Annotated in this window: 10 protein-coding genes and 1 riboswitch; of the genes, 2 read left to right on the top strand and 8 right to left on the bottom strand. The window is 72.5% G+C overall.

What is annotated here, in order from left to right; genetic code table 11:
• Positions 1–4: 4 nt before the first annotated feature.
• A riboswitch (cyclic di-AMP (ydaO/yuaA leader) is annotated at positions 5–143 on the bottom strand.
• 815 nt (positions 144–958) lie between these two features.
• Both ACTOQ1_RS13355 and ACTOQ1_RS13350 read left to right on the top strand, forming a co-directional pair.
• Positions 959–1,999, top strand: a complete 1,041-nt coding sequence (locus ACTOQ1_RS13355) for a hypothetical protein (protein ID WP_440066998.1) — start codon at positions 959–961, stop codon at positions 1,997–1,999.
• Positions 2,000–2,138: 139 nt separating this feature from the next.
• Positions 2,139–3,326 (top strand): DUF6716 putative glycosyltransferase, encoded by a 1,188-nt coding sequence (locus ACTOQ1_RS13350; protein WP_440066997.1) that lies wholly within the window; start codon positions 2,139–2,141, stop codon positions 3,324–3,326.
• Between the two features lie 29 nt (positions 3,327–3,355).
• Here ACTOQ1_RS13350 and ACTOQ1_RS13345 read toward each other — a convergent pair whose 3' ends face one another.
• The 8 genes from ACTOQ1_RS13345 to ACTOQ1_RS13310 all read right to left on the bottom strand — a co-directional run bounded on the left by ACTOQ1_RS13345 (position 3,356) and on the right by ACTOQ1_RS13310 (position 13,219).
• The gene (locus ACTOQ1_RS13345) at positions 3,356–4,414 is read right to left on the bottom strand and encodes a HAMP domain-containing sensor histidine kinase (protein ID WP_440066995.1); all 1,059 of its coding nucleotides are present in this window, start codon (positions 4,412–4,414) and stop codon (positions 3,356–3,358) included.
• Positions 4,411–5,085: a response regulator transcription factor gene (locus tag ACTOQ1_RS13340; protein ID WP_440066994.1), complete on the bottom strand. Its 675-nt coding sequence runs from the start codon at positions 5,083–5,085 to the stop codon at positions 4,411–4,413. The genes ACTOQ1_RS13345 and ACTOQ1_RS13340 overlap by 4 nt, the downstream gene beginning before the upstream one ends.
• A gap of 6 nt (positions 5,086–5,091) precedes the next feature.
• Positions 5,092–6,795: a serine hydrolase domain-containing protein gene (locus tag ACTOQ1_RS13335; RefSeq protein ID WP_440066992.1), complete on the bottom strand. Its 1,704-nt coding sequence runs from the start codon at positions 6,793–6,795 to the stop codon at positions 5,092–5,094.
• 128 nt (positions 6,796–6,923) lie between these two features.
• Complete coding sequence (locus tag ACTOQ1_RS13330) at positions 6,924–8,201, bottom strand: alpha-2,8-polysialyltransferase family protein (RefSeq protein ID WP_440066990.1); 1,278 nt, start codon at positions 8,199–8,201, stop codon at positions 6,924–6,926.
• Positions 8,201–9,127 (bottom strand): glycosyltransferase family 2 protein, encoded by a 927-nt coding sequence (locus tag ACTOQ1_RS13325; protein ID WP_440066988.1) that lies wholly within the window; start codon positions 9,125–9,127, stop codon positions 8,201–8,203. The genes ACTOQ1_RS13330 and ACTOQ1_RS13325 overlap by 1 nt, the downstream gene beginning before the upstream one ends.
• Before the next feature lie 60 nt (positions 9,128–9,187).
• Positions 9,188–11,245, bottom strand: a complete 2,058-nt coding sequence (locus tag ACTOQ1_RS13320) for an N-acetylneuraminate synthase family protein (protein WP_440066986.1) — start codon at positions 11,243–11,245, stop codon at positions 9,188–9,190.
• 263 nt (positions 11,246–11,508) lie between these two features.
• Positions 11,509–12,471: an alpha/beta hydrolase gene (locus ACTOQ1_RS13315; protein ID WP_440066984.1), complete on the bottom strand. Its 963-nt coding sequence runs from the start codon at positions 12,469–12,471 to the stop codon at positions 11,509–11,511.
• A gap of 346 nt (positions 12,472–12,817) precedes the next feature.
• Positions 12,818–13,219, bottom strand: coding sequence for a zinc ribbon domain-containing protein (locus tag ACTOQ1_RS13310; protein ID WP_440066982.1), 402 nt, complete (start codon positions 13,217–13,219; stop codon positions 12,818–12,820).
• Positions 13,220–13,237 lie beyond the last annotated feature (18 nt).

Raw genomic sequence — 13,237 nt, 5'->3', positions numbered from 1 at the left:
CCTTGCTTCGCTTCCATTCCGCCTACCGGGTTAGCTGACGGGTTCGGGCTGGGAAGTGCCCTACGGCGCACGAGTGCGCTGATTCACCCCAGGAACGTGGTTCCCCGGTTCCGCAGACCTCGCGGATTCGGCGGCCGTGCTCACCGACGGCGGAAGGTCTCCGCCAGGTGGGACACGGTCGGGCAATGTGACGGCAATGCACAGACCTGGATAGACCTAGGCAATTGCCATGAATAGGACGAAGGTACGCCAGACGGACAGACGATTACAAGTAGGACATATTGCCTTGACTTGGGAATACGTCCGAATCGGGTCGGTGTCGCGGGGTGCCGCCCGGCCCGGGAGGTGGGGTGAGGCCGCGCCGGCCGCGCCTCCTTCCGGCGGGTGGGGGAACGCCCCACCGAGGCCGGGATCCCCTGCCCCCGCGGCGATCCCGGGTTTCCGGACCCGCCTGCGAGCCGCCGGCCGGGGAGTGCTGAGGTGCGCGGGTGAACCCCCTGGTCCGAGATGGTGTGCCCTCATCTGTTCGAATATGTGTTCGATAGTAAAAAGTATTCGGATGGTAGGGGTTCTCCCATGGAAGGCCAGGAGAGGGCGCTCGGGATCCGGCGGTCCTCGACCCGCGCCTGACGGGGTTTCCGCAGCTCAGAGCGATGGGAGAGCGACGCGATCAGGCCGCCGGCCGGCCTGGCCGCCCGAAGGGTAAAGAAACGCGCGCTCGGAGGGGTTCGACGCCCGCGAAGGTAAAGGCGAGAGGTAAAGGAAGTCGCTTTCCAGACGGCCCTGTCATCCGCGGAGGTAAAGGCGCGCGGGACAAGGGCGCGTCAGGGCGAACAGCGGGCCGGTCGGCCTGGAACGGCCGTGGGCGGAGAACCCGCCGCACCGGCGGTCGAGCGTGGTCGGCTGTTCACCCGCAGTTCCCGGGCGCTTAAGGCCGCCGGGTTAGGTTGTGGCAGTCGTGAACGGGTCATCGCCCGGCGTGGAGGACGGCCGAGACCACGCGCGGGAACAGGGTTCGGCCGTTGCCTGGGTGGAGTCCCCGCTGCAGATGCTCTGCGCGGTGGAGGCCCACCACGCCGGGCTGCTCGGTGCCCGCAGCCATCTCGTGCCCAGGGCGAAACTCCGCCCGCTGGCCGTGACGGGTCGCGAGCTGGACCGTCTCACCCTGCCCAGCGGGCTGGAGCTCACCGCGGCCAGGCTGGACATGCCCCGGCCGCGCCGGGGCGAGACCTGGGTGGTGGGCGACGCCTTCTCCGGCAAGGTCCAGTTCCGCTGGCTCACCGCGCTCCCGGGCCGGATCGTGATCGTCGACGACGGGCTCGCCACCATCCGGCTCCTGGAACTGCTCACCGGCAGGATGGGAACGCCCCTGCTGAGGGCCAGGGGGAAGGCCGGAAGGCTCAGGACCGTCCTCGGCGCGGCGGCCGGGCTCAGGCTGCGCGCCGCCGCCCGCTCGGGGCGGCTGTCGATCTTCACCGCGCTGCCCGTGCCCCCCGACCTGGCGAAGGCCGTACGCGCCGGGGGAGCCGAGCTGGTCACCCACGACTTCGCCTGGCTGCGCTCCCAGCCGCTGCGCGGGCCCCGTCCCGAGGAGCGCACCGTCGTCCTCGGCACCTCGCTGGTCCGCAACGGCCTGATCCACCGCGACCGCTACTTCAGCTGGCTGGCCGGGCTCGGCTCGGCCGGTCCGGTGGCCTACTTCCCGCACCGCCGCGAGGATCCCGACGACCTCGCCCGGGTCGGGGAGCAGCCGGGGATCACCGTCTACGACGGCGGGACCCCCGCCGAGATGACCCTGCGCGGGCTCGCCGCCGAGCAGCGGGTGCTGAGCCTGCCGTCCACCGCGGTCACCTCCCTGCGGGTGCTGCTCTCGGCACGGGGCGTCGCCGTGGAGACGGTGGACGTCCCCGACGAGTGGTGGACGGCCGAGGCGGTTCCCTCGCTCCGCTCCCACCTGTCGAGGTTCGCCCATCACGACTCGGGAGTCACCGGGTCATGACCTCACGGCCGGCGCACGGCGGGCCCGCCGCTCGCGGGACGCGCGCCGTGCCGCCTCTCCACGAACGAATCCTCTCCACCCACGAAATCGCGCGAAACCGGGGATTCCCCGTCGGAGGTTCTCTTTGAAGGTCCTGGCCGTGGCCGACTCTGACTCCTACCTGAAGTGGGCGGCCTGCCTGCTGAGGGACCTGCCCTCGGGCTGCGAGACGGAGCTTGCGGTCATCCGCACCCCCATCACCCCGTCGCCGGCGCAGATCCACGCCGCCGTCACCGGCTCGGCGGCCGACCCGCCCGTGCTGTCGGCCCGCGCGCTCCGCCGGACCGCGGAGCGTTTCAGGCCCGACGTGGTGCTCGTCGCCTGTACGGGGCCCGTGGTGGACGTGCTGGCCGGCGAGGTGCTGGCCGGGCTGCGGCCCCGGCCGGTGTTCGTCTCGGGGCTGCCGGGCATCTCCGTCCCGGCCACCGAGAAGGCGTGGCTGTTCCGCAGCGGGTGCGACCTGTTCGTGCTGCACAGCGGCCGGGAGGTCGAGGAGTTCTCCGAGATCGGCCGCAGGCTGGGCGGAGGCGGCCAGATCGGGCTGGCCCGGCTGCCGTTCCTGCGCGACGGCGCGGAGACCCCCGTCACCGGGCCGCGCGACCGGGTGGTGTTCGCCACCCAGGCCAAGGTGCCCAGGCGCAGGGAGGAGCGGGAGCGCATCCTGCTGGCCCTGGCCGAGCTGGCCGGGAGGCGGCCGGACCTTGACGTCGTCGTCAAGCTCCGTGCCCTGGACACCGAGCGCCAGACCCACAACGAGCGCCACCACTACCAGCGCCTGTGGCAGGCTCTCGCCGCGGAGGGACGGGTGCGCGCCGAGGCCGTGCGCTTCGCGGTGGGGCCCATGCACGAGCACCTGGCCCACGCGGCGGGGTTCGTCACCGTCAGCTCGACCGCCGCGCTGGAGGCGATCGCCCAGGAGGTGCCGCTCCTGGTGCTGTCGGACTTCGGGGTGGGCGCCGAGATGATCAACCTGGTCTTCGAGGACAGCGGCCTGCTCGGCACCCTCGACGACCTCTCCGCCGGGCGCTTCCTGGACCCGGACGACGCCTGGTGCAAGGTCAACTACTTCCACCCCGGTGGCGAGAGCGACTGGGTGTCGCGGATGGTCTCCCTGGTCGGGCAGGCCCGCTCCGGGCGCCTGGTCCCGGCGAGCTCCCTGCTCGAAGGCCCCGAGTTCGCCGCGGCCCGCCGCCGCGCCCGCATGCGCGTGGAGGTCCCGCCGAACGTGCTGCGCGTCGGCTACCGCGCCAAGCGCCGGATGCGCCGCTACCTCAAGGCGCTCGGCTAGCCGCGAACCGGGATCGTCCTCGAAACCGGTCAGCGGTGCAGGGTGAGCCGGAAGGCGCAGCCGTCACCGTCGGGCCGGGAAGGGTCCAGCGTGAGGTCGCCGCCGTGGGCCAGCGCGATCTGCCTGGCGATCGGCAGGCCGAGCCCGGTGCCGGGGACGTCACGCCGGCCGCGCCAGAAGCGCTGGAAGACGTGTTCGCGCTCGCCGGGGGGGATGCCGGGGCCGTGGTCGGTCACGGTCACCGCGGCCTCGGCGCCGGTGACCTCGACGTCGATCTCCACCCTCGACCCGGCCGGGGCGTACCTGATCGCGTTGTCGACGAGGTTGGAGATCGCGCGGCTCATGGTGGGCTCGTCGACGGAGCACACGGCGGTGGGCGGGCCGGTGACCGACAGGCCGATCTCCTTCCCGGCCGCCAGCACGCCGGCGTGCTCGACGACGCCGCGTACCAGGGCCATCAGGTCGGCCGGCCGCCGGTCGACGGCGCGGGCCCGCGCGCGGGCGTCGACCAGCAGGTGGTCGATCGTCGTCTGGAGCCGTTCCGACGCCGCTCGCGAGCGTTGCAGCCCTCGCCGGTAGATCTCGACGGTGGGCGCGGGGTGGTCGAGGAGCACCTCGGCGTTGGTCATCAGTACCGACAGCGGCACGCGCAGCTCGTGGCTGGTCTCGTCGATCAGCCGCCACTGCGTCGCGGCGGCCTGTTCCAGCCGGTCGAGCATGGCGTCGAAGGCGGCGGCCAGTGCCACTATCTCGGCCGGCCCGCGGTCCAGGGCGATGCGCCGGCTCAGGTCCGTTCCGCCGATGTCGTCGGCCGCCGCGCGGACCCGCTCGATCGGGGCCGTCGCCCGGCCCGCCCACCACCAGGCGAGCGCGGCGGCGGCCGGAGCGAGCGCGAGGACGGTCCAGCTGACCCACGCCGACCTGTGCGTGGAGGTGCTCCGGACGCTCTGCGCGCCGTCGAGCGTCTGGAGGGTCGTCTCGGTGTCGGTCACGAGGATCACGCCGAACAGCAGCAGCGCCGGGAGGTAGCTCGCGAGGAATCCGAGCACGGCCAGGCGCGCGCGCAGCGAGCGCCAGGGACGGGTCATGACGAGGGTCCCTTCAGCCGGTAGCCGACATTGGTGATCGTGAGGATCAGGGGAGGATCGCCGAGCTTCCTGCGCAGCCGGCTGAGGATGACCCGTACCGAGGCGGTGAAGGGGTTGGCGTGCGCGTCCCACACGTGCTCCAGCAGGTCCTCGGCCGAGAGCGTCGCACCGGGGTGGTGCATGAAGTAGCGCAGCAGCGCGTACTCGCGCGAGGTGAGATCGAGCTCGACGCCGGATCGCCACACCCGGTGGGCGGCCAGGTCGAGCGTCAGCTCGCCCACCCGCAGGATCGAGCCGTGGTCGTCGCCGCGACGGCCCAGCGCCCGCAGCCGGGCGACGAGCTCGGCGAAGTGGAACGGCTTGACGAGGTAGTCGTCGGCACCGGCGTCCAGCCCGGCCACCCGGTCGGCGACGGCGTCGCGGGCGGTCAGCACGAGCGTGCGCCGGGGCCGGTGCAGGTCGGGATCGCGGGCGAGCCGGTGCACGAGGTCGAGCCCGTCACCGTCGGGCAGGGACAGGTCGAAGCAGGCCACGTCGTAGGCCGTGGTCCGCAGCGCCTCCTCCGCCTCGCGGTAGGTCGCCGCCAGGTCGACCGCGTACGACTCGTTGCGCAGGCCGAGGGCGACCAGCTCGGCCAGATCGGGGTCGTCCTCGACGATCAGGATGCGCACGGCGGGTCAGCCGGTTCGCCGGGCGGTCGAGGTCCCGTCCGCCCGGGAGACGACCAGGTTCCGGTCCCGGAGGGAGAGGCTCACCTGGGGCCCGGTGCCGGTCGGGTCGTCGGGGAGGTAGAGGCCGTCCCCGGAGGCGACGAAGGTCAGCCTCGGGGGTTTGGTGGGAACCTCCGCCGCCTGGACGCCCCCCTGCTCGTTCACGGTGTACCAGCCGAGGACCGGCCGGGTTCCCGCGGTGATGGTGACGTAGGTGCGCACCTCGCCGTCGCCGGTCACGGTGCCGGCCAGGGTGACGCCGCTCACGGGCCCGAAGGCGGAGGTCAGGGACGCCCGCTCCTTGCGGCCCTCCTGCGTCTGGCCGGCCAGCAGCGCCAGCACGCGCTCGTCGTGCCCGCGCGCGTCGCCGGCGCCGGGCCCGCGCGGCGGGAACAGCGCCGTGACGGCGTCGGGGCCGGTCGCGGAGACCGTCACCTTGCCCGCGGCGGCGCTCACGTCGAAGGAACCTCCCGTCTCCAGCTCGTACGTTCCGACGATAGCGGCGAGGTCGGCGCCGTCGCGGGGCGCGGTGGTGGGGGTGGGCAGCGGGCCGCCGGTGAGCAGCGCCGGGCCCACCGCCCGCAGCAGGTCCTCGGCGCTCACCTCCGGCCTGTTGGCCGATATCGCGACCACCCGATCCTGTCCGGGGATCCACGCGACGGTGGTGTTGTGGCCGACCTCGCCGCCGCCCCCCGCCGCGGTCACGAACGGTTCGCCGAACACCGACTTCTCGAACGCCACCCATCCCGGGGTCTCGGACCTGCCGTCGCCCAGGTCGTGTCCGGGCCTGGCGACGGCCTCGGCCGACTCGCGGGAGAGCAGCCGCCCGGTGAACAGCGCGTGCGTCCAGGTCGCCAGGTCCCGCATGGTCATGGCGAGGCCCCCGTTGCCCTCCACGGCCCAGTACGGTCCGGCGAAACCACCCGGGTGGCCGGTCGTGCCGTTGTCGAGGCGGCCGACGGCCCGGGGGCCGGTCACGGCCGGCTCACCGTCCCAGAATCCCCCCGCGACCCGTCCGCCGGGCAGCCGCAGGATCCTCGACGCCAGGTAGGAGCGGAAACTCCGGCCGGACGCCTTCTCGACGACGAGCGCCAGCAACGTGTAGCCGGCGTTGGAGTACAGGTAGCCGCGGCCGGGCTTGAAGGCCGGCTCCAGCGCGCCGATCGCCGCCACCGCGGCGTCCCGGTCGAGCGGCTCGTAGTCGTCGTCGGCGTGCGAGCCGTTGAGCCCGCCGGTGTGCAGCAGCAGCTGCCCGACCGTCGCCTTGGCCGCGGCGCCGCCCAGCTCGGGCAGGATCCGCCCCGCCCGGTCGTCGAGCGACAGCTTCCCCTCCTCCACCAGGGCGAACACGGCCGCCGCGGTGAAGGCCTTGGTGACCGATCCGATGCTGAACACCGTCTCCGGCGTGTTCGGCCTCGCGGTGGCGTCGTCGGCCGTGCCGTAGGCGGCGAGACACTCGACCCTGCCGCCCTTCATGATCGCGATCGATCCGCTGAACCCGGCCCTCGCCCACGCGCCGAAGGCCGTGTCCAGCCGGTGGTCGCACCGCGGCGCGCCGGCGTCCGCGGCCCGTCGCGGCTGCGGGCCCGCCTGGCCGGCCGGATCGGCGCTGCACGCCGCCAGGGTCGCCGTCAGCGCGAGGACCGCGATCGCTGGAAGAGATTTTCGCATGAGGCGAAGCTAGGACCCCGCCCGCAAACCTGATGTGAACGGCTCCGCGCCGGGCCGGAGTCCCGCCCGGCCCCGCCACGACGGCGGCCGTTCACCGGCCCCGCCGTGGCGGGTCCGGGTCCGGGGGTCTAGGGGAACGCCTTCGACAGGCGGTCGCGGAGCCTGCCCAGAGGACTCCGCTCCCGGGAGGCGGCGGCGGCCCGCGGGGCGACCAGGTCCAGGGCGCCGAGGCGCTGGCGCTTGAAGTAGCGGGCGGGGCCGTGCGCCTCCAGGTAGGCGGCGGCGTTCTCGCGCAGCCCCGGATACACCTCGGCCTGCATGCAGTAGCCGACCGCGCCCACCAGGGCGGGAAGATCCACCGGCGGCGGTTCCTCCAGCGAGCCGTCCGCCGACAGACGCGGCAGCAGGGCGTCGGTGACGGTGGCCGGGATCCGGTTGCTGTTCTCGTACGGGGTGAGCCGCTCCAGGACCAGCTCGCCGCCCACCGTCGCCACCGGGAGCCCGAAGTACCGGCTCGCGGTGATCAGGGCGGTGGAGAAGCAGCCGACCACGAGCTCGGGCCGCAGCTCGGCGAAGCACGACTCGGCGGGCACGGTCTCCGCCACCACCTCCAGCTCGACGCCCAGCTCGGCGGCCGTCTCGCGCAGCCGCCGGGCGTGCTCGCGCCCCGCGGCCGGGTGGGGCTTGAACAGCACGCCGCGAAACCCCCGGGCGGTGAGGCCGCGCAGCATGTCGGCGTGCAGCCGCGCCTCCTCCTCGGGGGTGACGAGGTCGAGGGCGGACAGGTACTGCCCGAGGATCATCGCCCGGCCCGAGGGTGTCCCGGGTGTCCCCCCGATCAGGTCGAGGAAGGCCCGGCCGGGGATGATCTCGGCGGGGACCCCGTACTCCGACAGCAGCAGCGGCGTCAGGCCGGGGACCAGGTCGAGGTGGAGCAGGCGGGTGATCCGGCCGGAGACCTCCAGCGGCAGCGGGTCGCGGGTCGGGCCGTAGCTCATCAGGCCGTCGGAGTAGACCGAGATCGGGCAGTCCTTGACCAGCCCCGCCAGGGTCCTGGCCGGCGGGACCGCGATGGACTCCAGGACCAGCTCGGCGGGCCCGTTCCCCAGGGACAGGTGCGAACCGACCAGGCGGCTCAGCATCGGCACCTCGATGACGCGGGCCTTCCAGTCCGAGGGGTGCAGCGGGGCCACGATCTCGTTCCACGAGTGGACCTCGTCGAAGCGCGGGCGCAGCGCGGCGAAACCGGGGGTCTCGTCCAGGGACGGGGTGATCTCCGGGATGGCCGCGTTGTTGGACACCAGCAGGATCCGGCGCCCCTCGCGGGGGCCGAAGCGGCCGTCGTCGATCGCCGCCGCCAGCGTCATCGCGCCGAACAGGGTCGAGGCGTAGAACAGCTGCGTCATCAGCCCTCCAGGAGTCTCTGCAGGATCTGGTCGCGTTCCGGGTCCAGGCGGGTCTCGGCGAGCAGGTCCGCGGGGAACCGCCTCAGGGTGGCGGCGCCGCGCTCCTCGAAGCGGGCGCGCAGCTCGGGGGAGAACCGCTCGCCCGTCTCCAGGTGGTGGGCCAGGAGCGCGCGGAACATGCGCACCGCCTTGGGCGTGAACTCCTCCTCCAGGCCGTCGAAGACCATGTCGAAGGCGTCGAAGAAGTGCAGCTGCCTGGCGTCGCCGATCCGCGTCAGCGAGCCCGCCACCATCCGCCGGTAGAACAGCCCGGCCAGCGACACCACCGCGAACGAGCTCGCGGCGCGGTGCAGCCGCCAGATCCACGGCCTGTCCTCGGCGGTGTGCAGATGCCCGGGAAAGGTCAGCAGCTCGCCGAGGTCGCGGCGGTAGATCCCCGCCCACGCGTACGGGTAGTCGACCATGGTCTTCGACCGGGCGGGCAGGATGTGGTCGCGCGGCTTCAGCACGACCTCCCGGGTGGCGAGCGGCGCCCGGTGGATCACCCGCTTCCTGCCCTCCACCTGGACGTGGTCGACCCGGACGAAGTCGCAGCCGAGCCGCTCGATCGCCCCGACCAGGTCCTCCAGGTAGCCGGGCGCGAGCCAGTCGTCGCCGTCCATGAACGTCAGGTAGCGGCCGGAGGCCAGGGTGACCCCGAGGTTGCGCGCGTCGGCCAGCCCGACCGGCGCGTCGTTGTGCAGCACGACCAGACCGGGCAGGTCGCCGCGGAAGTCCTCGACGATCTGCCCGGTCGCGTCCGCGGATCCGTCGTCCACCACGATGAACTCGAAGTCCCGGCGCGCGTTCCTGACCAGCGAGGTCAGCGCGTCACCGATGTAGGCCTCCGCGTCCCGCACCGGGACGACGACGGACAGCTTGATCAAGTTGTTCTTCCCGTTCCTGATCGGAGGGCCATACGGTGACGCGACTTCCCGATCGAAGGGTCACACGGTGACGCGGCGCAGGCGCGACTTGGGAGCCTCCTCGCCGGGGAAGACCCGCTTGACGCCGTCGCCCAGGGCGGTCTCGATGATCCGGATGTCGCGGACCAGGTGCTCCAGCCCGGCCGGCTCCAGCGAGGCGGCGTGGTCGGAGCCCCACATGGTGCGGTCGAGCGTGATGTGCCGCTCCACGGTCACCGCGCCCAGGGTCACCGCCGCGAGCGAGATCTGCAGGCCGCGCTCGTGGCCGGAGTAGCCGACCGGCACGCCGTACCGCTCCTGGAGGGTGACGATCGCGCGGAGGTTGGCCTCCTCGGGAGGAAGCGGGTAGGTGGAGGTGGCGTGCATCATCACCAGCTTGGAGGTGCCGAGGATCTCCACCGCCTGGTCGATCTCCTCCAGCGTGGACATGCCGGTGGACAGGATGAGCGGCTTGCCGGTGGAGGCGAGCGCGCGCAGCAGCTCCAGGTCGGTCACGCTCGCCGAGGCGATCTTGTGGGTGACCACGTTCATCGACTCGAGGAACTCCACCGACGGCACGTCCCACGGGGAGGCGAACCAGTCCAGGCCGCGCTCCTGGCAGTGCTTGGCGATCTCGGTGTACTCCTTCAGGCCGAACTCGGTCCTGATCTTGTACTCCATGTAGGTCATCTCGCCCCAGGGCGTCTGCCGGATCTGGTCGCGCTGCTCCAGCGGCACGCAGATCTCCGGGGTGCGCTTCTGGAACTTGACCGCCTGGCAGCCCGCCTCGGCCGCCACGTCGATCAGCCTGCGCGCGATGTCCAGGTCGCCGTTGTGGTTGATGCCGATCTCGGCGATCATGTAGACCGGCTGGCCGGCGCCGACCAGCGAGTCGCCGATCTGGACGGGCTTGGCGACCGGGGTGAGCCGCAGCTCGGCGCGGGGCGCGGGAGTGGTGACGACCTCCTCCAGCGGTCGGGCCGCGAGGACCCGGTCGCACAGCTCCCGTACGGCCCCGGCCCCTCCGGCCCGGGTCAGCACGGTCCTGGCGGCGGCGCGGACCTTGGGGTGGGCGTCGGGGACCGTGACGGGCCAGCCGACGTCGCTCATCGGGCCCAGGTCGTTGACGTCGTTGCCGACGTACGCGACGCGGGCCGGGTCGATCCCCTCGATGGCGAGCCAGTCGCGCAGCACGGTCCGCTTGTCGGTCAGGCCCTGCAGGACGGGCACGCCGAGCTTGCGGGCGCGGGCCGCGACCACCGGGTTGTGCTCGGTGGACATGATCATCAGCTTGACGCCGGAGCGGCGCAGCAGCGAGATGCCCATGCCGTCGGAGCGGCTGACCGCGACCATCTCGCGGCCGTCCTGGTCGACGTAGGCGCGGTCGTCGGTGTGCACGCCGTCGAAGTCGGTGATCACCGCGTCCACGTCGATCGGCTCGGGCTCGTCGACGAAGGGCGCGAGCGCCCGTACGATCTCCAGGTCCTCGGGGGTGTCGACCTCGATGGCGTGGCGCGAGGGCACCTGCTGCACGGCGACGGCGCCGAAGAAGCGGTGACCGTGCTCGCGCAGGCCCTCGGTGCGCATCACGTAGAACGCGCCGGTCTCGCGGAAGTTCGGCTCGCGGTCCTGGCGGCGGGGACGGTGGGACGGGTCGTGGTTGACGCCCGCGCCGCTGGCGCTCCACAGGAACTCGTGCGTCTCCAGCCCGGAGAAGACCACGTCGGCGCTGCCGTCCAGGACCTTGGCGATCGCGCTGTCCAGGTCGGCGGGGTCGATGAACGCGCTGGTGCACTGCACCAGGATGACCACGTCGGGGACCTCGGACAGATGGTCCAGCGCGTGCAGCACGGCGGACTCGCTGGAGGCGGTCGCGCCGCTCAGCTCCTCCGGCCGGTGGATCACGGTGGCACCCGCGGCGCGGGCGGCCTCGGCGATTCCCTCGTGGTCGGTGCTGACCACGACCTCGTCGACCAGCTCGGCGCGCACGCAGGCCCGTACCGCACGGGCGACCAGGGGACTGCCGCCCACCGCGGCCAGGTTCTTCAGGGGGACCCCCACCGAACCTCCACGGGCGGGGACAACGGCCAGGACTCGCAAGGTGGCTCCTCATGACATACGGCGAACGCCCCTGAGCTGGGGTGTCATAGGAACCTAGCCACGGGGGTGACCGGAAAGGGGTGTCTGAGCTGAACGCCCAGAGTCGCCCGTCTTAACTTTCCGCGCGACCGGGAGTACCAGCTCGCCGGTGCCCCGTGACCTCTTGAGTCACCGGCCCGCCGGTCGCTCGCGGTCCCCTGAACGCCCGCCCGCCGGTGCCCCGCGGCCTCCCGGTCGCCGGCCCGCCGATGACCCGCGGATCCTCAGACGGACGCGCCGATGGAGCCCATGAGCATGGGGAGCGAGCGTTCGAGGCCGCGGCGCCAGTAGGGCCAGGAGTGGGTGCCGGGGCCGTAGAAGTCGACCGCCACGTCGGCGCCGTTCGCCTTGGCCCGCTCGACGAAGGTCACGGCCTGGAGGAGCAGGGAGGCCTCGCCCTCGTCCCGCGCCTCGGAGGCGTCGTCCAGCGGGCCGGGGGCGCCGTCGCCGCTGGAGACGAAGAGCCGCACCCCGCGCAGCGCGCCGGTGAGGTCGGCCGGATTGCGGGCGGCCCACTCCGGGTCCTGGGGGGAGCCCCAGAGCTTCACGGACTCCTCGCCGTACTGCTCGAGCAGCCAGTCGACGCCGCCGTTGCCGTCACGGGTGTGCAGCACCCCGGAGTAGGAGGCCGCCGCCTGGAACATGCCGGGGTGGCGGGCCGCGTACGACATCGCCCCGAACCCGCCCATGGACAGCCCCGCCACCGCCCGCCGGTCCCCGGCGCCGTAGTCGCGCTCCAGGACGGTCCGCACCTCGGTGAGGTGGAAGGTCTCCCAGCCGGGCCCCTCGCGCCAGTCCGAGTAGAAACCGACGTCGCCGCTCTCGGGGATGACCACGAGCGCGGGGTAGCCCGAGGTGAGCTCCGCGGCGCCTCCCTTGGTCACCCAGGTGTCGTAATCGGACTGGCAGCAGCCGTTCAGCAGATACAGCACCGGCCACGGACCCGAGCCCGGCTCCCACCCCTCGGGCAGCAGGACCCTGACCCTGCCCTCGCGGCCGAGCGCGGCGGAGGTGACGGTGAGCTCGTGGTCGCGCTCGCCCAGCTTCTTCACCGCGACGGCGGAGGCTCGGGCGTCCTCCTTGCCGTACGTGCCGGTGGAGGACGGGGGCAGCAGGGCGAGGAGCACCGCCACGACCGCGACGGCGGCCAGCAGGAACACTCCCAGGCGTACAGCGGTGCGGTTCACGCCGCCAATCCTCCCGCGTCCCGCTGATCGCGTGAAGCCCACATGCCGTACCGGGCCCGCGGAGGAGGCGGCGAGGCGGCGTGTCCGGCGGAGGGGCGGGAGTTCGCGGCCGGTACGGCTCGCCGTTTGGGCCAGTCCATTCATGTTAATTCTGGTGACATATGGCGCTTTAGTAACCCGAAAGCTTGAAAATTACACAAGATCTATTCAGGATTCTCCACGTGGGTTGTAAAGATCGTGCGCACCCCGCGTCGCTCTGCCGGGCGGGAGACTCCCGTCCGGAGTGAGTGAAGGAGATCGTGTGTCAAACACCGTTGCTTGTGAGCGTGCTGTGGTAAGCGCGCTCTCAGGCAGCTTCCGGCTTGCGCCGGAGCGTTCCCCGTTTCCGGGGTTCCCGTTTCGCCGGTGCGCGCCCGGCACGGGTGCCGGGTCCTACCGCTCCTCCACGGGCGTTTCGCGTCTTTCCGCGACTCTGGGCGACGTCGGCCGCGAGCGCGGCCAGATTCAGCGCGGCATTGAGGTCACGGTCGGCGACCAGGCCGCACCCGGCGCAGGTGTAGGTGCGTTCGGACAGGGCGAGCTTGGCTGTCACCGCGCCGCAACCCGAACAGGTCTTACTGGAGGGATACCACCGGTCGGCGACGATGAGCCTGCCGCCGCTCCATGCGGTTTTGTAGGACAGTTGCCGCCGCACCTCGGCCATGGCGACGTCGGAGACGGCGCGGGCCAGGCGACGGTTACGGACCATCCCGGAGAATGGTGAGGT

This window comes from Streptosporangium sp. OZ121, assembly GCF_051918885.1.
GTDB lineage: Bacteria > Actinomycetota > Actinomycetes > Streptosporangiales > Streptosporangiaceae > Streptosporangium.
The sequence above is the reverse complement of the archived record's forward strand: the minus strand, read 5'-3'. Positions and strand labels throughout refer to the sequence as shown.